This is a genomic window from Thermaurantiacus tibetensis (genome assembly GCF_015354055.1).
GTDB classification, from domain to species: Bacteria; Pseudomonadota; Alphaproteobacteria; order Sphingomonadales; family Sphingomonadaceae; genus Thermaurantiacus; species Thermaurantiacus tibetensis.
Genome location: NZ_JACHTM010000002.1, coordinates 207,470 through 229,290, shown reverse-complemented (window position 1 = coordinate 229,290; position 21,821 = coordinate 207,470). Strand labels below are relative to the sequence as shown.

The following is a 21,821-nucleotide window of genomic DNA, read 5'->3' as shown; positions in this document are numbered from 1 at the left end:
CGGGCCTAGGCCGCCCGGCTCACGACTTCCGCCTCGACTTCCGGCACCAGGAGCAGCGCGCCGTCGGCGTCCTCGACACGGATGGTCGTGCCGTCGGGGACGGTGCCCGAGAGCAGCAGGTCGGCAAGCGGGTCGACCAGGTGGCGCTGGATCGCGCGCTTCAGCGGCCGGGCGCCATAGACCGGGTCATAGCCGACGCGCGCGAGCCACGCCCGCGCCGCCTCGGTCACGTCGAGGCGGATCTTGCGGTCCTTGAGCAGGGCTTCCACGCGCCTGAGCTGGATGTCGACGATCTTCCCCATGTGCTGCGGCGCGAGCCGGTGGAAGAGGATGATCTCGTCGAGCCGGTTGAGGAACTCGGGGCGGAAGGCAGCCCGCACCGCCTCCATGACCTGGGGCTCGGCCTGCTTCACGTCGGCGCCGTCGGGAAGCGCGGCGATGTACTGCGAGCCGAGGTTCGAGGTGAGGATGATGATGGTGTTCGAGAAGTCGACGGTGCGGCCCTGGCCATCGGTCAGCCGGCCGTCGTCGAGTACCTGGAGGAGCACGTTGAACACGTCCGGGTGCGCCTTCTCCACCTCGTCGAAGAGCACCACCTGGTAGGGCCGGCGGCGCACGGCTTCGGTGAGCACGCCGCCCTCGTCATAGCCGACATAGCCCGGAGGCGCGCCGATGAGCCGGGCGACCGAGTGCTTCTCCATGAATTCCGACATGTCGATGCGGACCATCGCCTGGTCGCTGTCGAACAGGAACTCGGCCAGCGCCTTGGTGAGCTCGGTCTTGCCGACGCCGGTGGGCCCGAGGAACAGGAAGGAGCCGAGCGGCCGGCCCGGATCCTTGAGCCCCGCGCGCGAGCGGCGCACCGCGCGCGCCACCGCCCGCACCGCGTCATCCTGGCCGACGACGCGCGCGGCAAGCCCTTCCTCCATGTGAAGGAGCTTCTCGCGCTCGCCCTCCATCATCTTGGCAACCGGCACACCCGTCCAGCGCGAGACCACCTGGGCAATGTCTTCCGCCGTCACCTCCTCGCGCACCATCGCCTCGGCCGAGGCCTTCTCGGCTTCGGCCAGACGCCGCTCGAGGTCGGGAATGATGCCGTAGGTCAGCTCGCCGGCGCGGGCGTAGTCGCCATTGCGCTGCGCCTGCTCCACCTGGAGGCGGGCAGCCTCGAGCTCCTCCTTGAGGCGCGTCGCCGCTGCGAGCTTCTCTTTCTCGGCCGCCCAGCGGGCCGAAAGCTCGGCGGCTTCGCCTTCGAGCCGGGCGAGTTCGGCCTCGAGGGTGGCGAGCCGGTCCTTCGAGGCAGGGTCGGTCTCCTTCCGCAGCGCCTCGCGCTCGATCTTCATCTGGATGATGCGGCGGTCGAGCGCTTCGATCTCCTCGGGCTTCGACTCCACCTCCATCCGCAGGCGCGAGGCAGCCTCGTCCATGAGGTCGATCGCCTTGTCGGGGAGGAAGCGGTCGGAGATGTAGCGGTTCGAGAGCGTGGCTGCCGCCACGATCGCGCTGTCGGTGATGCGCACGCCGTGGTGCAGCTCGTACTTCTCCTTCAGCCCGCGCAGGATCGAGATCGTGTCCTCGACCGAGGGCTCGCCCACGTAGATGGGCTGGAAGCGCCGCTCGAGCGCCGGGTCCTTCTCGACATGCTTCCGGTATTCGTCGAGCGTGGTCGCGCCGATGCAGTGCAGCTCGCCCCGCGCCAGGGCGGGCTTCAAGAGGTTCGAGGCATCCATCGCGCCCTCCGACTTGCCCGCGCCGATCAGCGTGTGCATCTCGTCGATGAAGAGGAGGATGTTGCCTTCATCCGCGCGGACCTCGTCCAGCACGGCCTTCAGGCGCTCCTCGAACTCGCCGCGATACTTGGCCCCGGCGATGAGGGCGCCCATGTCGAGCGCGAAGAGCGACTTCTGCTTGAGCCCGTCGGGCACGTCGCCATTGACGATGCGCTGGGCGAGCCCCTCGACGATCGCGGTCTTGCCCACCCCCGGCTCGCCGATGAGGACGGGGTTGTTCTTGGTGCGCCGGGCGAGCACCTGGATGGTGCGCCGGATCTCCTCGTCGCGGCCGATGACGGGGTCGAGCTTGCCCTCGCGGGCGGCGGCCGTCAGGTCGCGTGCATATTTCTTCAAGGCCTCGTAGCTGTCCTCGGCGGTAGCCGATTGCGCGGTGCGGCCCTTGCGAAGGGCCTGGATCACCTGCTCGAGCGCCTGCGGCGTCACGCGTGCCGCCTGCATGGCCCGGCCCGCTTCGGTGCCGGTCTGGATCGCGCAGGCCTGCAGCAGCCGCTCCACCGTCACGAAGGAGTCCCCGGCCTTGGCTGCGGCCTGCTCGGCCGCGTCGAGCACGCGCACGGCATCGGTGTCGAGCCCCACCTGGTTGGCTCCCGACACCTTCGGCAGGCTGGCGAGCTGGCGCTCGACCTCGGCGCGGGCCGCGGCGGCATCTCCCCCGGCGCGGGCGATGAGCCCGGCCGCCACGCCCTGCTCGTCATCGAGCAGGGCCTTCAGCAGATGGGCGGAGCCGATCCGCGGGTGTCCCTCACGGATGGCGATGGTCTGCGCCGCCTGGAGGAACCCGCGCGCCCGCTCCGTGAACTTCTCGAGATTCATGTGCTGCTGCTCCTGTTTGCCAAGGATATAGTGTGGCCGTCAGGCAACAGAAGGGGGCAGGCGACGGCCGACCAGCCACGCGAAGACGAAGCCGCCCACAAAGCCTCCCAGGCTCATGAGGAGGAAGCCGGGCACGGTACGGGCACCGGCAAGCGCCGAGAAGCCGAAGGCCAGGCGCAGCCCGAGCAGGAAGGCGGTAGTCGCCGCCCAGCCGGCGAGCGGGTAGGCGAGCGCGGAGAGGAGCTTGCCCACGCGCCGCCGCAGGACCGCGGCGACTGCGAAGGCGACGAGAAGGGCCCCGGCGATCACCGGCGCGAGCGTGGGGGCAAGGCCGAGGAGGTCCCGGGCGATTCCGGAAAGGCGCACGGGAAGGGGGAGCGCGACGTCAAGGTCGGCGAGCGCGGCCTGCACCATCAGGCTGTGGGCAAGGCTCATCGCTGCGAGCGTGACGAGAACCGCCGCCGCGAAGGCAAGGAGGCGCCGCCCCCAGCGCGCTGCCATGCCGCCCGCCTTCTCCGCTGCCATGCCCGCCATCGGCCCTCCTTGCCCCTGCCGCAGGCCCTCGTGTAGCGGAAGGTCAAACCGGCGGCGAGGGGCCCCATGCGCATCATCCTGTGGCTGCTGTTGCTGTTCGCGGCTCCGGCAGCAGCGCAGGCGCTCCGGACAGAGGTGGTCGCCGGCGGGCTGGACCACCCCTGGTCGATTGCCTTCCTGCCCGACGGCAGTGCCCTCGTCACCGAACGCGCTGGCGGCCTGGTTCGGATTGCCGGCGGCCGGGTGATGCGCATCCGCGGCGTGCCGCGGGTGCTGACGGGCGGCCAGGGCGGCCTGTTCGACGTGCGCCCTCATCCGCGCTTTGCCGAGAACCGCCTCGTCTATCTCTCCTATGCTCACGGTTCCCCCCGCGCGAACGGCACCCGGCTTGCCCGCGCCCGGCTCGAGGGGGACCGGCTCGTCGGCCTCGAGGTGCTTTGGACGGCGACTCCAGCGAAGCGCGGCCTCGTCCACTATGGCGGGCGCTTCCTGTTCCTGCCCGACGGCACCATTCTGCTGACCACCGGCGACGGCTTCGACTTCCGCGAGGACGCGCAGCGCCGGACGAGCCCGCTTGGCAAGGTGATGCGCCTGACCGAGGCAGGCCGGCCGGCGCCCGACAATCCCTTCGCCGGCACGGAGGGGGCGCTTCCCGAGATCTGGACGCTCGGCCACCGCAACCCGCAGGGCCTCGCCTTCGATGCCGTGCGCGGGCTGGTCTACGCTCACGAGCATGGCCCGCGCGGAGGCGACGAAGTGAACATCCTCGTCCCCGGGCGCAACTATGGCTGGCCGGTGGCGACCCGCGGCCGCGACTATTCGGGCGCGACCATCTCGCCCTATCGGCGCTATCCGGGCATGGAGGAGCCGCTCCTCGACTGGACGCCCTCGATCGCGCCGTCGGGGCTCGCCGTCTATCGTGGTGCCATGTTCCCCGAATGGACAGGAGACCTGCTCGTCGGCGCCCTCGTCGACCGCGAGGTCCGCCGCGTGCGGCTGTCTCCCGACGGGCGGCAGGTGCTGGGCCAGGAGTCCCTGCTCAAGGCGGCAGGCGCGCGGATCCGCGACGTGGCGGTGGCACCCGATGGCGCGGTCTGGCTCGCCACCGACGCGCCCGACGGCCAGGTGCTGCGCGTGTCGCGGCGCTAGGGCGATGACCATCCGCCACCCCGGCGCGGACGAGGCCGACGCGGTCATGGCAACGCTCGTGGCTGCCTTCGCGACCGACCCGGTTTCGCGCTGGGTCCTGCCCGGCCGAGCCCAGTATCTGCGCCTCTTCCCGCACGTGCTCAAGCACATGGGCGGCGCAGCGCTCTCGCTCGGGACGGCCCTCGCGACCGAGGATGGGCGCGCTGTCGCGCTGTGGCTGCCGCCCGGCCACGGCCCCGACATGGGCGCGCTGGCCATGGCCTTCGCCGACGCCGGGGTGATGCCGCCGGACGACGCGCCCGCCTTCTTCGCCGCCATGGCCGAGGCGCACCCCGGGGTGCCCCACTGGTATCTGCCCTTCATCGGAGTCGACCCGGTGGCGCAGGGGCGGGGCCTTGGCTCGGCGCTGATGGAGGCGGCACTCGCCCGCCTCGACCGCGACCGTCTCCCCGCCTATCTCGAGAACAGCAATCCCAGGAACCGCGCGCTCTACGAGCGCTTCGGCTTCCGGGTGGTCCGCGACATCCAGATCGGTGCGAGCCCGCTCATGCAGCCGATGTGGCGCCCGGCCCGCTGACGCGCCCACTGGCCTTCAGGGCGTCGGCGCGGCGGGCGGGGGAGAGCGCGGCGGGGCGCGGGCCGGGTCGGCGAGGAAGCGGAGCGAGAGGCCGCGTACGCCGAGCACCGCTCCCGGCTCCGGTCGGGCCCGGCGCGCATCGACGACGGTCACGAGGCCGCTGCCGACGACCGCGAGCCGGCCCCCCGCGACGACGAGCGCGGTGTCCTCGTCGATGCCGTAACCGAGGCGCGCCCGCGGCGGGAGCGCCATCAGCGCGGCGACGAGCCGGGGCAGCCGGTCGCGCGCGTTGAAGTGCTGGTCGACGAGGCCGGTGGCAAGCAAGCCGAGGCCGGGCGCGAGATCGACGAACCCGGCCCCCTGCCGGCCTGCAGCGGCTGCGGCGAGGGGGTCGCCGCCGGCGATCATCGGATCCGACATGGCGGCTGCGCCCGCCGACGTGCCGGCGATCACCGCTCCCTCGCGGTGGCGGCGGCGGATGAGGGCGAGCATGGGGGTGTCTCGGCCGTCGGGCGCCCGGAGCAGCCTTGCCAGCACTGCCTGGTCACCGCCGGTGAACCAGATGGCGCCGGCGTCGGCGATCTTCGCCAGTTCCGCGTCGCTCGCGCCACCTTCCGCCCACTGCGTCTCGTCTTCCGGCGTTGCCGGGTCGTCGGCGGCGGCGATGCGGACGAGGCGGATGTCCGAAGGGTCAGCGCCATGGGCCAGGAGCAGGGCGCGCGTGCGTTCAAACGCCTCGGCAGGCACGCCGGAAGCCGCCGGCACGATGGCGATGGCAGGGTTGCCCGCGGGGCGGCGGTCGAGGACGGCGCGGACCAGTGCCGCGTTGGTGTCGGCAATCGCGCCGCCGGCCATAACGAGCGGGCCGCGCGCGGCTGCGGATGCAGGAAGGGCGGCAGCGAGGAGGGCGACGACGAAGGCGGCCGGGGGACGCATGGTGCCCGCCTGCGCCAGAGCGTCCGGCGCTGCAAGGCCCCCGTATGCCTGCCCGCGGAGCCGAACGGAAGGCCCGCCCTTCCAAGGGAAGGGCGGGCCCGGGGCGGAAGGGATCAAGCTCGTCAGGAGCAGGGCTGGGTGCCGAAGGTCTTCAGCGGATGGTTCGTGATCACCCGGTTGTTGCACGCCACGGTGCCGGGGTTCGGGAACTCCGCCCGCTGGGTGATGTAGGGAAGGCCGAACCGCTCGATCCCCTCGATCAGGTTGCCGCGGACCTCGCAATCGGTGCAGTGCGCAAGGGCAATGCCGTGCGCGTGATCGGTGCGGACGGTGTTGTCGAGGAAGCGGACTCGCTCGGCGCTGAAGGTTCCGTGCATGGTCAGCCCTTGGCAGGCACCAAGCCCGGGCGCGTGCACGACGTTGCGGGCGACAAGGATGTCCCTGAGCGGGGGGCTTCCTGCCCAGTTCCACATTTGCAGGCAGTCCGGATGGTCGCCGTCGCGCCAGGTGCCCTCAAGCGCCGTGCACGCGCTGCGGGAAATCGGGCTCGAGCCGATGCGGACACCGTCCCGCCAGCAGGTCGACCAGCGCGGGGAGAAGTTCTCGAAGCGGTTGCCGCGGATGACCGCGCCCTGGACCCCGGCAAGGTTGATGCCATCGGACAGAAGCCGGGTGAACAGCGAGTTCGCGACCGTCACGTTGTTCGAGCGGGTGAAGGTGGCAGCGCGCATGGCGTGGCGGAAAGTGACGCCGCTGAAGCTGAGGTTCTCGCCGCCGTCGACGCTCAGACCCCGCTGGTTGATCCAGTTTCCGTCCGGCTCGAGGCCGCCGATCGCCTCGATCGTGCCGCCGATCCAGGTGAGGTTCCTGATGCCGTTCATGCGCAGGCCGATGATGGTCGCCGGGCCGCGCTGGCCCGTGGCGAGAATGGTGATCGGCAGCGTGCGGCCGCTGAGCGCCATGTTGGTGCAGGTGCCGTGGATCTGAACGACCGCATTGGCGGGGGCGGTACGAAGGACGCCGGGCAGTTCCGAGCAGTGGATGACGGTGGCGCCGGCGAGCGTCGCTTGCGCGTGGGTTGGCGCGGGGGTGATGAGGGGAGCAGCGAGGGCAGCCGCCAGCGTTCCCAGAAAGATGGGCTTCATGGATCGTCTCCTGCCGAACAGTCTGAAGCAGTTGCGTGACGTGATCTGTCACGCTTCCGCCCTGCTCTGGAGACGGCGGCGGATGGTGCCAATAAAGAACAATCGTCGTGAGCGCGAACGTAATTCTGACAGTCTTTAGCGTAGTCTGCTAGAAGTATTTACCTTGGATTTTCGTGAAAGGTGAGAACCATGAACAAGTTCTTGGTTTGCAAGCAGGAAGATAACGCCGGTTTTCCGAACGGAGATTGAGGCCCCGCGATCGCCCCGCCGCCGGGGCAGGGGGCGGGGCCAGCCAAGGCACGCGGCCCGGGCGTCCGTGGACGGGACCGGCCCGCGCTTCTGACGCGGTCATGCCAAGGAGCGACGGCGCGCCGACGAGCCGCGCGCTTATGCGCCGGGCCTTCGTGCGGCGGGACGGCCTGCCGCCCGCACGGCGCCTCTCCGGGCGTCAGGCCTTGTGTTCGCTCGGTGTCCGGCGGGCGCTGCGGCCCTTGCGCGTCTTGCGGCTCGGGGCTGCCGGCGTGATCTCGAACGCGAGCTTTCCGTCCTTCAGGTGTACCCGCACCTCACCCCCGTGGACCAGCTTGCCGAACAGGAGCTCGTCGGCGAGCGGGCGCTTGATCTCCTCCTGAATGAGGCGCGCCATGGGCCGCGCGCCGTAGAGCTTGTCGTAGCCGCGCTCGGTGAGCCACGCCTTCGCCTCGTCGGAGAGTGAGATGTGGACATCGCGGTCCGCAAGCTGGAGCTCGAGCTCGAGGATGAACTTGTCGACCACGCGGGCGACGACCTCGGGCGGGAGATAGTCGAAGGCGACGACGGCATCGAGCCGGTTGCGGAATTCGGGCGAGAACATCCGCTTGATCGCCTCCTGGTCCTCGCCCTCGCGGCTGACCGCGCCGAAGCCGATCGCCTCGCGCGCCATGTCGGCGGCACCCGCGTTGGTCGTCATGATGAGGATGACGTTGCGGAAGTCGACCGTCTTGCCGTGGTGGTCGGTCAGCTTGCCGGCATCCATCACCTGGAGGAGGATGTTGAAGAGGTCGGGGTGGGCCTTCTCGATTTCGTCGAGGAGGAGCACGCAGTGCGGGTTCTGGTCGACCGCGTCGGTCAAGAGGCCGCCCTGGTCGAAGCCGACATAGCCCGGCGGCGCGCCGATCAGCCGGCTGACCGAGTGCCGCTCCATGTATTCCGACATGTCGAACCGGTGGAGCGGGATGCCGAGGAGGGCAGCAAGCTGGCGCGCGACCTCGGTCTTGCCGACCCCGGTGGGGCCGGAGAAGAGGTAGGAGCCGATCGGCTTGTTGGGGTCGCGAAGGCCTGCGCGGCTGAGCTTGATGGCCGAGGCCAGCTGGGTGATCGCCGTGTCCTGGCCGAAGACGACGCGCTTCAGGTCCTGCTCGAGGGTGTGGAGGAGCTTCTTGTCGTCGGTCGAGACCGACTTCGGCGGGATGCGCGCCATGGTCGCGACCACCGCCTCGATCTCCTTCACGCCGATGACGCGCTTCCGCTTGGCCTCGGGCAGCAGCATCTGCGCCGAGCCGGATTCGTCGATGACGTCGATCGCCTTGTCGGGGAGCTTGCGGTCGTTGATGTAGCGCGCCGAGAGTTCAACCGCCGACTTGATGGCATCGGGCGTGTAGCGCACCTTGTGGTGCTTCTCGAAGGCCGCCTTGAGACCGGTCAGGATCTTGACCGTGTCTTCCACCGAGGGCTCGTTCACGTCGATCTTCTGGAACCGGCGCAGGAGCGCCCGGTCCTTCTCGAAGTGGTTGCGGAACTCCTTGTAGGTGGTCGACCCGATGCAGCGGATCGTGCCGCCCGAAAGCGCGGGCTTGAGCAGGTTGGAGGCGTCCATCGCCCCGCCGGAAGTGGCGCCGGCGCCGATCACCGTGTGGATCTCGTCGATGAAGAGGATGGCGTGGGGAAGCTTCTCGAGCTCGGCGACCACGTTCTTGAGGCGCTCCTCGAAGTCGCCGCGGTAGCGGGTGCCGGCGAGCAGCGCGCCCATGTCGAGCGCGTAGATGACGGCGGGCTTCAGCACGTCGGGGACGTTGCCCTCGACGATCTTGCGCGCGAGGCCCTCGGCGATGGCGGTCTTCCCCACGCCCGGGTCGCCGACGTAGAGCGGGTTGTTCTTGGACCGGCGGCAGAGGATCTGGATGGTGCGGTCCACTTCCGCCTCGCGGCCGATGAGCGGATCGATCCGCCCGGCCCGGGCCTTCTCGTTCAGGTTGACGGTGAACTGCTTCAGCGCGGATTCGGGCTGCTTGCGGCCGTCGGCCCTCTTCTCCTCGCGCGGCTGCTCCTCCTCCGCGCCGCGCGGAGTCTTGGGCTCCGACATGCCCGGTGCCTTGGCGATGCCGTGGCTGATGTAGGAGACGGCATCGAGGCGCGTCATGTCCTGCTGCTGCAGGAAGTAGACGGCGTGGCTCTCGCGTTCCGAGAAGAGGGCCACGAGCACGTTGGCGCCCGTCACTTCCTCGCGGCCCGACGACTGGACGTGGAGGATGGCCCGCTGGACGACGCGCTGGAACCCGGCGGTGGGCGAGGGGTCGACGCTCGAGTCGGCGCGCAGGCTGCCGAGCTCGGTGTCGAGGTAGCGGGTGACCTGGGCCGAGAGCTCGTCGAGGTCCACGCCACAGGCCTTCATCACCACCGAGGCGTGGGCGTCGGTGATCAGTGCAAGCAGCAGATGTTCGAGGGTCGCATATTCGTGGCGGCGGCGGCTGGCTTCGGCAAGCGCGTTGTGGAGGGTGGTTTCGAGATCGCGGGAGAAGGAGGGCATGCGGGTCTCCAGCTGGCCGCCGGGGCGGTCCCGACGGGTTACGACTGGAATGTCACCCTGCTTGAGCGAAAGTGCAAGGGGGCGAGACGGGGCGCGACGGCATGACGGGCAGGGCGCCGATGCCGGGCGACGGAACCCCTCTCCGGCTCCGCCGCCCGGGCGTCTTTCCGCCACCGCTCAACCCTGGACCCTCGTGCGACCTCCATGGTGGCACCAATTGTTAAATGCGCTGTCCAGCCGGCGATTGCAACCCGTCCCGGCTCGGTCCGTCGCACGCTCGCGCGCGTCTGCCGTGCCATTTCCCTGTCATGATTCGGTCAGAAGCGGATGATAGCGGCTCCGTTTGGGGGAAGGGGGAGTGCGTCGTGGACGGGTTCAAGCTCACGGCCTGGAACATCGCCTGGGCCGATACGCTTCTCACCGAGCTCGGCAGGCCGGGCGAGCCGGGGGCGGCCGCGGCCCTCAGGGCAGAGGCCATCGCTGCCCAGATCCGGCTGATGGACCCCGACATCCTCCTCGTTGGCGAGGGGCCCCGGGGCGAGGCGCGCGCGGCCGAGTTCATCGAGCGCGTCGCGCCGGCCTACCGGCTCGTCACCCGCGGCGATGACCGGCTCTACGGCATCCAGGGCCGGCAGTGGCTGTGGTTCCTCCTCCACGAGCGGCTGGGTGCCACGGCACGCCTCCTCCACCTCGACCGCTGGATCGGGCTGACCGAGGCCGGCTCGGGCGGCTTCTTCGGCGGCCGCAACGGCCCCCGCTGGCCGGTCGCCATGCCGCGCTTCGTGAAGGAAACGGGGCCCGACGGCCGGCCGAGCCTCTCCTACGACCCGGCGCGGATGCACCAGCACTACCGCAGCCCGCAGGTGCTCCTCGTCGAGATCGAGGGCTTCCGCTTCGAGATCATCGGCTGCCACCTGAAGTCGAAGCACATCGGCATGTCCCCGCCGCGCGGGGTTCTCGCGCCCGACGGCTTCGCGCAGCACCCCGAGTTTGTCGCGAAGGTGGTGGAGGCGCGCGCCAAGCTTGCAACCGAGGCGGCCAATGTCCGCGCCTATCTCGATGCCCGCTTCCTCGAGGATGCGGAGCATGCCGCGATCGTGGCCGGCGACCTCAACGACGGTCCGGGCAAGGAGCGGATCGAGCGGCAGTTCATGCTCCACGATCTTGTCACCAACATCCAGGGGGACGTGTTCTTCGCCTCGCGCTTCCTCAACCATGCCCTCTTCGACATGGCCGACGAGCAGCGCTGGACGGCGCGGTTCCGCGACACGCTCGATCCCCGCAGGCGCCCCGAGATCCTGCTCGACCACATCCTCTTCACCCAGGCCTTCACCGGGCCGGATCGGCCTTGCGCCGCGCCCTTCCGCGCCATCCGCCACGGCGGCCTTGTCGAGCATGGCGCGCACCACGAGGCCAACGCCGGCCTGCCGGCGGCGCTCACCACGAGCGATCATCGCCCCGTCTCGATGCGCTTCGCGCGCCGGTCGGCGGAGCCCTAGGCCCCGGCGCTCAAGGTGTCGCGGCGGCGGCGCATGGCAAGGCCGATGAGGCCGAAACCGACGATGAGCATCGCCCAGGTGCCGGGCTCGGGAATCGCGTTCCCGCTCATGTGCGTGAAGTAGCCCACGGTGTGGTTGTCGCTCTCGAAGCCAGTGCCGCCGCCGCTGTTGGTGAAGACCACCCGCGTCAGCCGCTCGGAGCCGGTCATGAAGAAGTTCACGAACACGAACGGCTCGTGGCAGGCGCGTCCGAAGGGCGCGTTGGGGTTGCAGAAGTGCTGGGGGGTGACGTTGGCCAGCACGTCGGCAGGCGTGAAGGTGAAGAAGAGGCTGGGCCCGTCATAGAAGCGGAGCAGGTTCCGCGAATCGAGCGCGGACAGCCAGAAGCCGAAGTAGTTCACGCCCTCCGGGCGGCTGGTCGCGAGCTCGAGCTCGTACTCAGCGGTGCCGAAGTTGACCGGATAGCGGCCGCTGCCCCCGGCGCCGCCCCAGAGGTCGGCCGGGATGATCTGGACGTTGCGGTAGGTGCCGGTGATGGCGCTGCCGCCGAAGCTGGTGGTGAAGGTCTGGCCGGGGCCGAGCGGGCGGGACTCGAAGGTCTCGACCCCCATGAAGTCGAAGGTGGCGGTGGAATTCTGGACGCCGGGGGCCTCATAGGTGACGACGACCACCGCGGCGGCCGGCGCGGCGGCGAGGACAGGCAGAAGAAGCAGCAGGGCAGGGGGCATGGGAGACCTCCGACCCCTGTCACGGCCACTGCCGGCAGATCTTCAGGGCGAAAGGGGGCGCCTTGCCACGCAGCCGGACGCCCCTTCGCGGCAGCGTCCCGACCGGGGCGGCCCGCTCAGAGCGGCTTCAGCTGGCTGAAGGGCGTGTCCTTGTCGGGCCGGAGGTCGCCGGGCAGGCCCAGCACCCGCTCGGCGATGATGTTGCGCAGGATCTCGTCGGTGCCGCCGGCGATCCTCAGGCCCGCCGACCACATATAGCTCTGCTGCAGCCGCTCGAGATCGGAGCCGGGGGTGACGGCGAGCCCGGCGCCCTCGGCGAGATCGAGGGCGAAGGCCGACATGTCCTGCATGGTCTTGGCCACGACCACCTTGGCGATCGACTGCTCGGGGCCGGGGATCGCGCCCTTCGAGAGCGCCGAGAGCGCGCGCATCTGGGTGAGCTTCACGCCTTCGTCGGCGATGTAGGTGTCGGCGATCCGCTGGCGCACGTCGGCCCGCTCGATCGCCGGGCCGGTGTCGGTCTCGATGCCCTTCGCCACCTCGAGAAGGGTGCGGTAGCCGGGCGCGTGGCGCGGCTTGCCGCCGACGGCCAGGCGCTCGTGCATGAGGGTGGTGAGCGCCACCTTCCAGCCATCCCCCACCGCGCCCAGGCGATGGCTGTCGGGGATGCGGACGTCGGTGAAGAAGACCTCGTTGAAGTCGGAGGAGCCGGACATCTGGCGGATGGGCCGCACCTCGACACCGGGCGCCTTCATGTCGACGATGAACATGGTGAGCCCCTTGTGCTTGGGCGCGTCGAAGTCGGTGCGCGTCACGATGATGCCGAAGTCGGAGCGGTGGGCGAAGCTGGTCCAGACCTTCTGGCCATTGACCACCCACTCGTCGCCGTCGCGCACCGCCCGGGTGCGGATCGAGGCGAGGTCGGAGCCGGCGACGGGCTCGGAGAAGAGCTGGCACCAGACCTCCTCGCCGCGCAGGGCCTTCGGTACGTAGCGGGCGATGATCTCGGGCGTGCCGTGGGTGAACACGGTCGGGATGCACATGCCAAGGCCGATGGAGTAGAGACCGGTCGGCACGTAGGTGCGGCTCTCCTCCTGGTTGAAGATGATCTGGTGCATGGGCGAGAGGCCCTGGCCCCCCACTTCCTTCGGCCAGGTGAGCCCGGCGTAGCCGGCGTCATGCTTCTTCGCCTGCCACGCCTTCGAGCGGGCGACGAACTCGTCGAGGCCGTAAGGCGCGGCCGGCGGCTCGAGATACTCGGCCGCATTCGCCTCGATCCACGCCCGGACCTTCGCGCGATATTCGGCTTCGGCGGGGGTGTCGTTGAAGTCCATGGCGTCCTCCTTCCCGTCGTCTCGTCTTCCCTCGGCCGTGGCCGGGCTTCCTCCCAGTCAGGCCGCGGCCCGGTTCCTGAGTTCCAGCGCGCGCACGAGCCGGTCGGCCCAGTGGGCGCGGGAACCCAGCGCGCCTGCGATCTGCCGGGCCCGGCGGTAGTAGAGCTGGCAGTCGTGCTCCCAGGTGAAGCCGATGCCGCCGTGGAGCTGCACCGACTCCTCGGCCGTGAAGCGCAGCGCATCGAGCGAGGCAACGCGCGCTGCTGCCGCAGCCTGGGCGAGCTCGGGCGCGTCCGAGCCCCAGGCCCAGCAGCCGTGCATGGCGTGCGCCCGGGCGAGCTCGCCCTTGATGTACATGTCGGCCAGCTTGTGCTTGACCGCCTGGTAGCGGCCGATGCGGAGACCGAACGCCTGCCGCTCCTTCGCATAGGCGAGCGTCATCTCCATCGCGGCTGCCGCCGTCCCCAGAGCTTCCCAGGCGTGGAGCACGGCGAGCCGCTCGGAAAGCGTCACCCAGTCGCCGGCCATGCCCAGCGGCTCGGCAGCGGCGCCCGCAAAGGTGAGGGTCGCCGCGCGGCGGACGAGATCGAGCGTCTCGGCTGGCGCGACCGTCACGCCGGGGGCCTCGAGCGGGACCAGCGCCATCGCCGGGCCGTCGGGGCTTGCGACCGTCACCACGGCGACCGTTGCCGAACGGCCGTCGGCAACGGGGGACTTGGCGCCCGTCAGCCTGCCGTCGTCGAGCCGCGCGTCCGGCATCTGCGCCGGGGATTTCGCGCCCTCGCTCCAGGCAAGGCAGCCGATCGCCTCGCCGCTGGCAAGCTTCGGCAGCCATTGCGCCTTCTGCGCCTCGGTTCCGGCGAGCAGCAGCGCCTCGATGACCGCCATGGTGGAAAGCAGCGGCACGGGCGCGAGGCTGCGGCCGACTTCCTCGGCGAGCACGCAGGCCTCGTCGGCGCCGAGCCCGAGCCCGCCGAAGGCCTCCGGAACGCGTGCTGCCGGCCAGCCCTGTTCCACCACCTTCGCCCAGAGCGCCGCGTCATGGGGGGCGTCGCCCTCCATCGCCCTGCGCGCGATGGCGGGGCCCGCCTCGGCGGCGAGGAACTTGCGCGCGGCCTCGCGCAGCGTCTTGGCGTCGTCCGACAGGTCGAAGTCCATGGTGCCTCCTCAAAGGCCCGACTAGGAGCGGCGGCCCGCCTTTGCGACCCTCCCCATAGCGGGAGGGCGGTCAGGCCGTCAGCGGCCGCTCGCGGTACCACTTGGTGATGACGTGCTTCACCCCCCGGTAGACCTTCATGCCCGCATGAAGCGTCTCGAAGTTGGGCCGGCCGCGGGCATCGAGGTTGTGCCAGGCGACGAGCTTGCCGGTCTCGGGCTGGATCGTCTTGTTGATCCGCCTGAAGCGGGTGGCGCCGCCTTCCTCGGGCACGTCGAGGTAGACCATGAGCGTCCAGGTGCGCTGGCCGCCTACCCGGCAGAAGCGCTCGAAGTCGGGCCCGTCGGGCTCGTAATAGTCGGTGTGCCAGCGGAATTCCTGCCCCGGGCCGTAGCGCTGGCCCTGGATCTGCTCGCCGTGGGCGTGCGGCTGGCCGGCAATCGCGTCCAGCATGGCATCGACCCGGGCGACGAGCGGGTCCTGCGGATCAAGCATGCAGGTCTCCGACGTGCGGTAGAACGGATCGCCGTTCGAGTCGGCAACGAGCGATGGGCGGCGGTCGGCGTCGATCCGGTGGACGAGGGCGGCGCAGGTTTCGGGGTCAAGGAAGTTCCGGCGGATGTAGAGGGTGAGGCGCCGGTCGGGCACCTTCTGGCAGCCGGCAAACGGGGCGGGGGCCGGGTCAGTCGCCACCGCCGCCTCCGTCCCCTCCGCCATCGCCCCAGCCCCCCGATGCGCCGCCGCCGCCGAACGTGCCGCCGCCGCCGGCAAAGCCGCCACTCCCGGAGGACGCACCGCCGCCGCCCCCATCCGCGCCGCTGTCGTCGCGCTGGAGGCGCTTCCGGCTGCGGCCCCCCGAAAAGGCGGTCCAGACGAGGAGCAGGCCGAACAGCACGAGGAAGAGCCCGACGCCCGGGATGGCCGCGCCAAGGAGCAGCAGCAGAAGACCGACGACGAGCAGCGGGCCGTTCGGTTCGAGCAGGATCGTGCGGCGCCCGCGCGTCATGGGCGCCGTCTATCAGGAACCGGGCGGCGGGTCAGCCTTGCCCCTGCCCAAGGTCTTGAGGGCCAGCCAGAGCGCGCCGGCGGCGGCGACGAGGCCGGCGAGCGCCTTCAAGAGCGTGGTGAGCGCGCCCGTCGGCTCCGTCACCGACTTGATTGCCCGGTCCGCTTCGCGCGCCGTCTCCTCGATCGCCGCGGTCCCGGCAACATAGACCTCGACGGTGCGCGAATCGGTGAAGGGCGTGCCGCGCGGGGCAAAGCTGCCGTCCGCCCGCTTCGTCATCACCCGGGTGCGGTTGGTGAGGTCGTGGCGGCCGGTTTCCTCGGCAGTCACCGTCCAGCGCCAGAGTGCCTGGTCGCTGGCGTAGAGATCCTGGAGCGCCGGGGTTGCGGGATCGATGGCGACGGCAAGGCCGGGGCCGGGCAGCAGGCTCGCCTCGATGTAGCGGCCGACTGCAGGGGCGAAGCGGCCTTCCCTGCCGGGCACGCCGGCGAGCGCGCGCGGGCGCGTCGCTGCCTGCGGTGCGCGAGACGATGAGCGTGACGCTGTCCCGGTCTCCCTTCCGCATTCGCTCGGGTGTCCGGAAGGCGCCGGTGCCCCGCGCCACGTTCCGGAGCATGGCGCAGTCCTCGGCCGGCATCCGCTCCTTGACGATGTCGCAGAAGGGAAGCTCTGTGCCGCTGCTGGCGGGAGGGGCAGGGCGGGCCGGCGCCGGCGTGGCCGGACGCGGCGCATCCGGAACCGGTGCGGGCGGCCCGGCGTCTTCGGGCGCGCTTCCGGCCGAGCCGCCCGGGGGCCGGGCCATTGCGGGTGGCCCGGCACCGGGCACGGTCGTTGCCGGCGGCGGGGGCGGGGGCGGCGGGGGCGGGGGCGGCGCCGCGAGGTTGCCGCAGCCGGCCGAAAGGAGAAGCGCGGCGAAAGCCACCATCGAACGCCCGGCCACGCGCTTCATGTCTTCCGCCTCCCCGCTGGCGCAAGGTGAATTCCAGCTGGGGGCGATGCCACCCGCCTGCGGGGTCCGGATCAGGCGGCGGCGCGGGCCGCGCCTTCGGGCGAGTCCCAGCGGGCCCAGAGCGCGGCCCGGCGCTTTGCCACGGCCTCCGCCGCTGCCGCCTTGACCGGGCCGAAGCCGCGCACGTCGAGCGGCAGGCGGGCGATCTCCACGGCAAGCGGCAGGCGTTCGGCCGAGAGGTCCGCGAGCAGCCGGTCCACCTCGGCCTCGTAGGCCGCGACCGCCTCGCGCTCGCTCCTGCGTTCCGGGTTGCGGCCGAAGGGGTCGAGCGCGGTGCCGCGGAGCGGCTTCAGCGCGCGCAGCAGCCGGAAGGCCGGAAGCGCCAGCCAGCCAGGAATGGCGTATTTCCGCGGCCGGCCGGTCGCCGGGTCGGTCCTGGCGAGGAGGGGCGGGGAAAGGTGGAAGGTGAGGGACGCGCGGGTGGCGAAGCTTGCCTCGAGCAGCGGCTCGAGATGTGCGAGGTGGAGCCGCGCCACCTCATACTCGTCCTTGTAAGCCATGAGCTTGTGGCCCGCGCGCATGACCGCCTCGGTCAGCGCGGTGGAACCGGGCGCGACGGCTGCCTCGGCCGCGCGCACCCGCTCGACGAGGGCGGTGTACCGTCGCGCCCAGGCGGCGTTGCCCCAGGCCTCGAGCCGGGCTGCGCGCGCGGCAATGCCAGCGTCGAGGGAAAGCGGCTGCGGCTCGGGCCGGAGCAGGGCTTCCACCCGCTCGGGCGCATGCGCAAGGAGCCGGCCGAGCGAGAGCGCCCGCCGGTTGAAGCCGACCGCGACGCCGTTCAGCTCGATCGCCTTCTCGATGGCCGCGAGCGGCAGGGGGACGAGGCCCTTCTGCACCGCGTAGCCAAGGAGGAGCATGTTGGCGCCGATCGCGTCGCCGAGGAGTTCGGTCGCGATCCGCTCGGCGGGCACGAAGTCGGCACTGCGCGCCGCTTTCTCGATCTGGCGGCGCACGAGCGCGGCACGGAAGTCGAAATCCCGGTTCCGCACGAAGTCGGCCGTCGGCGCGATGTCGGCGTTGGCAACCGCATGGGTCCGGGCGGTCGAGAGCATGTCGGCGGCGGCCCGGTCGGCGGCGACGACCGAGTCGCAGGCAAGGAGCAGGTCGGCCCCGCCGGTCATGATGCGCGGGGAGAGCAGCGCGTCGTTGCTGGCGGCAATCCGGACTGCGCTCCACACCGCGCCGCCCTTCTGGGCGAGGCCCGCCATGTCGGCGGTGGTCGAGGCAAGGCCGGCGATGTGTGCGGCCATGCCGAGGAGCGCCGAGACGGTGAGCACGCCGGTACCGCCGATGCCGGTGACCAGGATCGAGTGGTCGTGGCCGAGCGGTGCCGGGGCCGGCTCGGGAATGGCGGCAAGCGGAAGGGCGGCCGGGTCAGGCTTGCGCAGGGTCGCGCCGGAGACGGTGACGAAGCTTGGGCAGAAGCCCTTCAGGCACGAGAAGTCCTTGTTGCAGCTCGACTGGTTGATCCGCCGCTTGCGTCCGAGCTCGGTCTCGAGCGGCTCGATCGAGACGCAGTTCGACTGGACGGAGCAGTCGCCGCACCCCTCGCAGACCTCGGGGTTGATGACGACGCGGCGGTCCGGGTCGGGCATGAGGCCGCGCTTCCTGCGCCGCCGCTTCTCGGCCGCGCAGGTCTGGTCGTAGATGATGACGGTGGTGCCGGGCGTCTCCCGGAGCTCCTTCGAGACGGTCTCGAGCGCGCTCCGGTCGAGCACCGGCACGTCGGCGGGCATGTGGTCCGCCCCGCGGTAGCGGCCGACGTCCTCGGTCAGCACCACCACCTTCGCTGCGCCCTCGGCCAGCATCTGCCGGGCGATCCGCGCGACCGTGAGACCGCCCTCCACTGGCTGGCCGCCGGTCATGGCGACCGCATCGTTGAAGAGGATCTTGTAGGTGATGTTCACCTTCGCCGCGATCGCCTGGCGGATGGCGAGGATGCCGGAGTGCTCGTAGGTGCCGTCGCCGAGGTTGGCGAAGACATGGGGCTCGTCGACGAAGGGGGCCTCGCCCACCCAGGTTACGCCTTCGCCGCCCATCTGGGTGAAGGTCTGGGCACGGTCCATCCACAGCGCCATGATGTGGCAGCCGATGCCGGCGAGCGCGCGGCTGCCCTCGGGCACCCTGGTCGACGTGTTGTGCGGGCAGCCCGAGCAGAACCAGGGCGAGCGCTTGAGCGGCGGCGCGAAGGCCTTCGCCAGCGCCTCGCGGCGGGCGAAGTAGGCAAGCGCCTCCCTGACCCGGTCGGTTGCGTGGAAGCGGCTGATGCGCGCGGCGATCACGTGGGCGATCATGCCTGGCGTCAGCTCGTTGTCGGGCGAGAGCAGCCATTCGCCCGCCTCGTCGTGCTTGCCCACCACCACCGGGCGCACGTCGGGCTTCCAGTTGTAGAGCTGCCACTTCAGCTGGTGCTCGATGAACTCGCGCTTCTCCTCGATGACGAGGATCTCCTCGAGCCCTTCGGCGAAGGCGCGCACGCCGTCGGGCTCGAGCGGCCAGGGCATGCCCACCTTGTAGACGCGAAGCCCGATGTCGCGGGCGACGGCCGCGTCGATGCCGAGTGCGTGGAGCGCCTCCAGCGTGTCGGTGTAGGCCTTGCCCGTCGTCAGGATGCCGAAGCGGGGGCGGGGGCTGTCGAAGACGAGGCGGTCGATTCCGTTCGCCCGCGCGAAGGCCTGGGCGGCGAAGCCCTTGAAGCGCTGGAGGCGCGTGTCCTCCTCGCGCCAGATGTCGTTGGGCCGGATGTGGACTCCACCCTCGGGGAAGGCGAAGTCGGGGAAGACGATGGCGCGGCGCTCGGCCGCGGTGTCGACGGTGGCGGAGGTCTCGACCGTGTCGGCGGTGGCCTTGAGGCCCACCCAGGTGCCCGCGAAGCGGCTCATGGCCAGCCCAAGCAGGCCGTACTCCACGATCTCGTGGACCGAGGCCGGGGCGAGGAAGGGCACGAAGGCGGCGAGGAAGTTGTGGTCCGACTGGTGGGGAAGGGTGGAGGACTTGGCGCCATGGTCGTCGCCGACGATGGCAAGCACGCCGCCATGGCGCGAGGTGCCGGCGGCGTTGGCATGCTTCATCACGTCCATCGCGCGGTCGAGCCCCGGCCCCTTGCCGTACCAGATGCCGAACACGCCATCGTGCCTCGCGCGCGGGTTAAGCGCGGCCATCTGCGCGCCCCAGACGGCGGTTGCGGCCAGCTCCTCGTTGATTCCGGGCACGAAGACGATGTTGCTGGCGGCGAGCTCGTTCTTTGCCCGCCACAGCTCCTGGTCGAGGCCGCCGAGCGGCGAGCCCCGGTAGCCGGAGATGAAGCCGGCCGTGTCGAGACCGGCGGCGGCGTCGCGCGCGCGCTGGACGAGGGCAAGCCGCACCAGCGCCTGCGTGCCCGACAGGAAGATCCGCTCGGCCGAAAGGTCGTAGCGGTCGGCGAGGCTGACCTCGCGCAGGGCGGTGGCGACGTTCATGGCGAGTCTCCCGATTGGTCAGCTATACTGTCCTTTCTGCGAGGATGCAAGGCGCGCGGGGGCGCTGCAGCTGCGGCTTGCCTCGCCCGGCGTGCTTGCGATAGGGGCGCCGGTCGCTTGCCTCGGGTCTGCGAGCGCGGGTGTGGCGGAACTGGCAGACGCGCCGGATTTAGGTTCCGGTGTCCCTGACGTGGGGGTTCGAATCCCTCCACCCGCACCATCCGGCTGGCGTGCCCCGGGGTGCGGAGCCGGGCGACGGGGCCGGTCGCGCGGGCACGGAGGCTGGCAGCGGAGGCCCGGCGCGGCGGTGGCGGAGATCGGGCCGGAGAGCGGAGATCGGGTCAGAGACCGGGCCCAGGACGAGGATGAGATCATGCAGGTGACCGAGACCCTGAACGAGGGGCTGAAGCGCGGCTTCTCGCTCCGCATTCCCGCAGCCGACATTGACGCCCGGGTCGAGAACGCGGTCGCCGAGGTGGCGCCGCGCGTCCGCATGCCGGGCTTCCGCCCGGGCAAGGTGCCGGGCAACCTCATCCGCCGGATGCATGGGGCAGCGCTGCGGCAGGAGGCCATCCGGGAGGCGGTGGACGAGGGGCTGAAGGCGCTCATCGGCGAGCGGCAGCTGCGCCCGGCGATGCAGCCCTCGGTCGACCTCGACCGGCTGCCGGACGACGGCGAGGACCTCGTGGTCTCGGTCGACATGGAGATCCTGCCCGAGGTGCCCGAGGTCCTGACCGAGGGCATCGCGCTCGAGCGGCTGGTGGTCGAGGTGGACGAGGCCGAGGTCGAGGCGGCACTGGCGCGGCTGGCCGAGCAGCAGAAGCGCTTCGTCGAGGCCGAACCCGGCCATGCCGCGCGGCGCGGAGACCTTGTCGTCATGGACTTCCGCGGCACGGTCGGCGGCGAGCCCTTCGAGGGCGGCACGGGCACGGGCATGGAGATCGCGCTCGGCTCCGGACGGCTCATTCCGGGCTTCGAGGCGCAGCTGGAGGGGGCCATCGCCGGCGAGGAGCGCACCGTCAGGCTCACCATTCCGGCGGACTATCCCGCGCCGGCGATCGCGGGGAAGGAGGCCGAGTTCGCGGTCACGGTCACGGCAGTCCGGGTGCCCGAGATTCCGGCCGTCGACGATGCGCTCGCGAAGAACCTCGGGCTCGACGGGCTCGGGACGCTGAGGGAGCTTCTGAAGGAGCAGCTGGAGCGCGAGCTCGCGCCGCTCACGCGCACCTACATGAAGCGGAAGCTCCTCGACCACCTGGCAGCGCAGGTGGACTTCGACGTCCCGCCCTCGATGGTCGAGGCCGAGTTCCAGACCATCTGGGCGCAGCTGACCGAAGGCATGTCGGAGGAGGAGCGCGCGGCCGCCGAGGCCGAGCGCGGCGACTACATGCGCATCGCCACCCGGCGGGTGCGGCTCGGGCTGCTCCTCTCCGACATCGGCCAGAAGGCGGGCATCGGCATCACCCAGGCCGAGATGAACCGGCTGGTTGCCGAGGAGGCGGCGCGTTACCCGGGCCAGGAGGCGGAGGTGCGCAAATATTTCGCCGAGAACCCCATGGCCGCGGCCCAGCTGCGCGCGCCGCTCTACGAGGAGAAGGTGGTGGACCATCTGCTCGCGAAGGCGGCCATCACCGAGCGCCGGGTGACGCGCGCCGAGCTCGAGGCGGCCATCGCGAGCGAGGACGAGACGCCGCTTTCCCGCCTGCCGGCGCACGGGGAGCCCGGCCATGTCCACGGCCCTGACTGCGACCACGCCGATGCCCGCGCCGAGCCGGCGAAGCCGAAGCGGGCGGCGCGGGCGAAGGCGGCGGAGGCTGAGGAGGGCGGGGCCGACGCGCCCGCCGCGAGCGAGCCGAAGCCGACCCGCAAGCGGGCGCCGAAGGCCGGGGCGGAGTAGCG

At 71.1% G+C, this 21,821-nt stretch carries 16 protein-coding genes and 1 tRNA gene; 5 read left to right on the top strand and 12 right to left on the bottom strand.

What is annotated here, in order from left to right; translation table 11 throughout:
* Positions 1-5: 5 nt before the first annotated feature.
* On the bottom strand, positions 6-2,606 hold the full coding sequence (gene clpB, locus H3H34_RS05715; RefSeq protein ID WP_194744323.1) for an ATP-dependent chaperone ClpB: 2,601 nt from the start codon (positions 2,604-2,606) through the stop codon (positions 6-8).
* 39 nt (positions 2,607-2,645) lie between these two features.
* Positions 2,646-3,140, bottom strand: a complete 495-nt coding sequence (locus tag H3H34_RS05710) for a hypothetical protein (protein WP_194744322.1) — start codon at positions 3,138-3,140, stop codon at positions 2,646-2,648.
* Positions 3,141-3,206: 66 nt separating this feature from the next.
* On the opposite strand from H3H34_RS05710, the gene H3H34_RS05705 reads away from it, so the two are divergent.
* On the top strand, positions 3,207-4,289 hold the full coding sequence (locus H3H34_RS05705; RefSeq protein ID WP_194744321.1) for a PQQ-dependent sugar dehydrogenase: 1,083 nt from the start codon (positions 3,207-3,209) through the stop codon (positions 4,287-4,289).
* A 4-nt stretch (positions 4,290-4,293) separates the two neighbouring features.
* Positions 4,294-4,866, top strand: coding sequence for a GNAT family N-acetyltransferase (locus H3H34_RS05700; RefSeq protein WP_194744320.1), 573 nt, complete (start codon positions 4,294-4,296; stop codon positions 4,864-4,866).
* 15 nt (positions 4,867-4,881) lie between these two features.
* On the opposite strand, the gene H3H34_RS05695 is transcribed toward H3H34_RS05700, so the two are convergent.
* The 3 genes from H3H34_RS05695 to clpA form a co-directional block, all read right to left on the bottom strand.
* The gene (locus tag H3H34_RS05695) at positions 4,882-5,802 is read right to left on the bottom strand and encodes a cyanophycinase (RefSeq protein ID WP_194744319.1); all 921 of its coding nucleotides are present in this window, start codon (positions 5,800-5,802) and stop codon (positions 4,882-4,884) included.
* Positions 5,803-5,924: 122 nt separating this feature from the next.
* Positions 5,925-6,947 (bottom strand): right-handed parallel beta-helix repeat-containing protein, encoded by a 1,023-nt coding sequence (locus H3H34_RS05690; RefSeq protein ID WP_194744318.1) that lies wholly within the window; start codon positions 6,945-6,947, stop codon positions 5,925-5,927.
* Positions 6,948-7,395: 448 nt separating this feature from the next.
* A complete protein-coding gene (clpA, locus tag H3H34_RS05685; RefSeq protein ID WP_194744317.1) occupies positions 7,396-9,732 on the bottom strand; it encodes an ATP-dependent Clp protease ATP-binding subunit ClpA in 2,337 nt (778 codons plus the stop codon).
* Positions 9,733-10,097: 365 nt separating this feature from the next.
* On the opposite strand from clpA, the gene H3H34_RS05680 reads away from it, so the two are divergent.
* Complete coding sequence (locus tag H3H34_RS05680; protein WP_194744316.1) at positions 10,098-11,231, top strand: endonuclease/exonuclease/phosphatase; 1,134 nt, start codon at positions 10,098-10,100, stop codon at positions 11,229-11,231.
* On the opposite strand, the gene H3H34_RS05675 is transcribed toward H3H34_RS05680, so the two are convergent.
* From H3H34_RS05675 to H3H34_RS05645, 7 genes are all read right to left on the bottom strand, one after another.
* Positions 11,228-11,959: an Npun_F0296 family exosortase-dependent surface protein gene (locus H3H34_RS05675; protein ID WP_194744315.1), complete on the bottom strand. Its 732-nt coding sequence runs from the start codon at positions 11,957-11,959 to the stop codon at positions 11,228-11,230. The two genes, H3H34_RS05680 and H3H34_RS05675, sit on opposite strands and share 4 nt — an antisense overlap.
* A gap of 116 nt (positions 11,960-12,075) precedes the next feature.
* The gene (locus tag H3H34_RS05670; protein ID WP_194744314.1) at positions 12,076-13,293 is read right to left on the bottom strand and encodes an acyl-CoA dehydrogenase family protein; all 1,218 of its coding nucleotides are present in this window, start codon (positions 13,291-13,293) and stop codon (positions 12,076-12,078) included.
* A gap of 57 nt (positions 13,294-13,350) precedes the next feature.
* Positions 13,351-14,451, bottom strand: coding sequence for an acyl-CoA dehydrogenase family protein (locus H3H34_RS05665; RefSeq protein WP_194744313.1), 1,101 nt, complete (start codon positions 14,449-14,451; stop codon positions 13,351-13,353).
* 70 nt (positions 14,452-14,521) lie between these two features.
* Positions 14,522-15,166 (bottom strand): prolyl hydroxylase family protein, encoded by a 645-nt coding sequence (locus H3H34_RS05660; RefSeq protein ID WP_194744312.1) that lies wholly within the window; start codon positions 15,164-15,166, stop codon positions 14,522-14,524.
* Positions 15,132-15,455 carry a hypothetical protein gene (locus H3H34_RS05655; protein WP_194744311.1) on the bottom strand — a complete coding sequence of 108 codons (324 nt, stop codon included), beginning with the start codon at positions 15,453-15,455 and terminating at the stop codon, positions 15,132-15,134. The genes H3H34_RS05660 and H3H34_RS05655 overlap by 35 nt, the downstream gene beginning before the upstream one ends.
* Before the next feature lie 12 nt (positions 15,456-15,467).
* Entirely contained in the window at positions 15,468-15,938 is a 471-nt protein-coding gene (locus H3H34_RS05650; protein ID WP_194744310.1) for a hypothetical protein, read from the bottom strand.
* Positions 15,939-16,475: 537 nt separating this feature from the next.
* A complete protein-coding gene (locus H3H34_RS05645) occupies positions 16,476-19,922 on the bottom strand; it encodes an indolepyruvate ferredoxin oxidoreductase family protein (protein WP_194744309.1) in 3,447 nt (1,148 codons plus the stop codon).
* Between the two features lie 136 nt (positions 19,923-20,058).
* On the opposite strand from H3H34_RS05645, the gene H3H34_RS05640 reads away from it, so the two are divergent.
* Together H3H34_RS05640 and tig are read left to right on the top strand one after the other, a co-directional pair.
* A tRNA-Leu gene (locus H3H34_RS05640) sits at positions 20,059-20,142 on the top strand.
* Between the two features lie 153 nt (positions 20,143-20,295).
* Positions 20,296-21,819: a trigger factor gene (gene tig, locus H3H34_RS05635; protein ID WP_194744308.1), complete on the top strand. Its 1,524-nt coding sequence runs from the start codon at positions 20,296-20,298 to the stop codon at positions 21,817-21,819.
* Positions 21,820-21,821 lie beyond the last annotated feature (2 nt).

Excerpts from the sequence above, each read along its gene's own strand:
- clpB (WP_194744323.1), bottom strand. The coding sequence starts at position 2,606 with ATGAATCTCGAGAAGTTCACGGAGCGGGCGCGCGGGTTCCTCCAGGCG.
- H3H34_RS05710 (WP_194744322.1), bottom strand. The coding sequence starts at position 3,140 with ATGGCGGGCATGGCAGCGGAGAAGGCGGGCGGCATGGCAGCGCGCTGG.
- H3H34_RS05705 (WP_194744321.1), top strand. The coding sequence starts at position 3,207 with ATGCGCATCATCCTGTGGCTGCTGTTGCTGTTCGCGGCTCCGGCAGCA.
- H3H34_RS05700 (WP_194744320.1), top strand. The coding sequence starts at position 4,294 with ATGACCATCCGCCACCCCGGCGCGGACGAGGCCGACGCGGTCATGGCA.
- H3H34_RS05695 (WP_194744319.1), bottom strand. The coding sequence starts at position 5,802 with ATGCGTCCCCCGGCCGCCTTCGTCGTCGCCCTCCTCGCTGCCGCCCTT.
- H3H34_RS05690 (WP_194744318.1), bottom strand. The coding sequence starts at position 6,947 with ATGAAGCCCATCTTTCTGGGAACGCTGGCGGCTGCCCTCGCTGCTCCC.
- clpA (WP_194744317.1), bottom strand. The coding sequence starts at position 9,732 with ATGCCCTCCTTCTCCCGCGATCTCGAAACCACCCTCCACAACGCGCTT.
- H3H34_RS05675 (WP_194744315.1), bottom strand. The coding sequence starts at position 11,959 with ATGCCCCCTGCCCTGCTGCTTCTTCTGCCTGTCCTCGCCGCCGCGCCG.
- H3H34_RS05670 (WP_194744314.1), bottom strand. The coding sequence starts at position 13,293 with ATGGACTTCAACGACACCCCCGCCGAAGCCGAATATCGCGCGAAGGTC.
- H3H34_RS05665 (WP_194744313.1), bottom strand. The coding sequence starts at position 14,451 with ATGGACTTCGACCTGTCGGACGACGCCAAGACGCTGCGCGAGGCCGCG.
- H3H34_RS05660 (WP_194744312.1), bottom strand. The coding sequence starts at position 15,166 with ATGGCGGAGGGGACGGAGGCGGCGGTGGCGACTGACCCGGCCCCCGCC.
- H3H34_RS05655 (WP_194744311.1), bottom strand. The coding sequence starts at position 15,455 with ATGACGCGCGGGCGCCGCACGATCCTGCTCGAACCGAACGGCCCGCTG.
- H3H34_RS05645 (WP_194744309.1), bottom strand. The coding sequence starts at position 19,922 with ATGAACGTCGCCACCGCCCTGCGCGAGGTCAGCCTCGCCGACCGCTAC.
- tig (WP_194744308.1), top strand. The coding sequence starts at position 20,296 with ATGCAGGTGACCGAGACCCTGAACGAGGGGCTGAAGCGCGGCTTCTCG.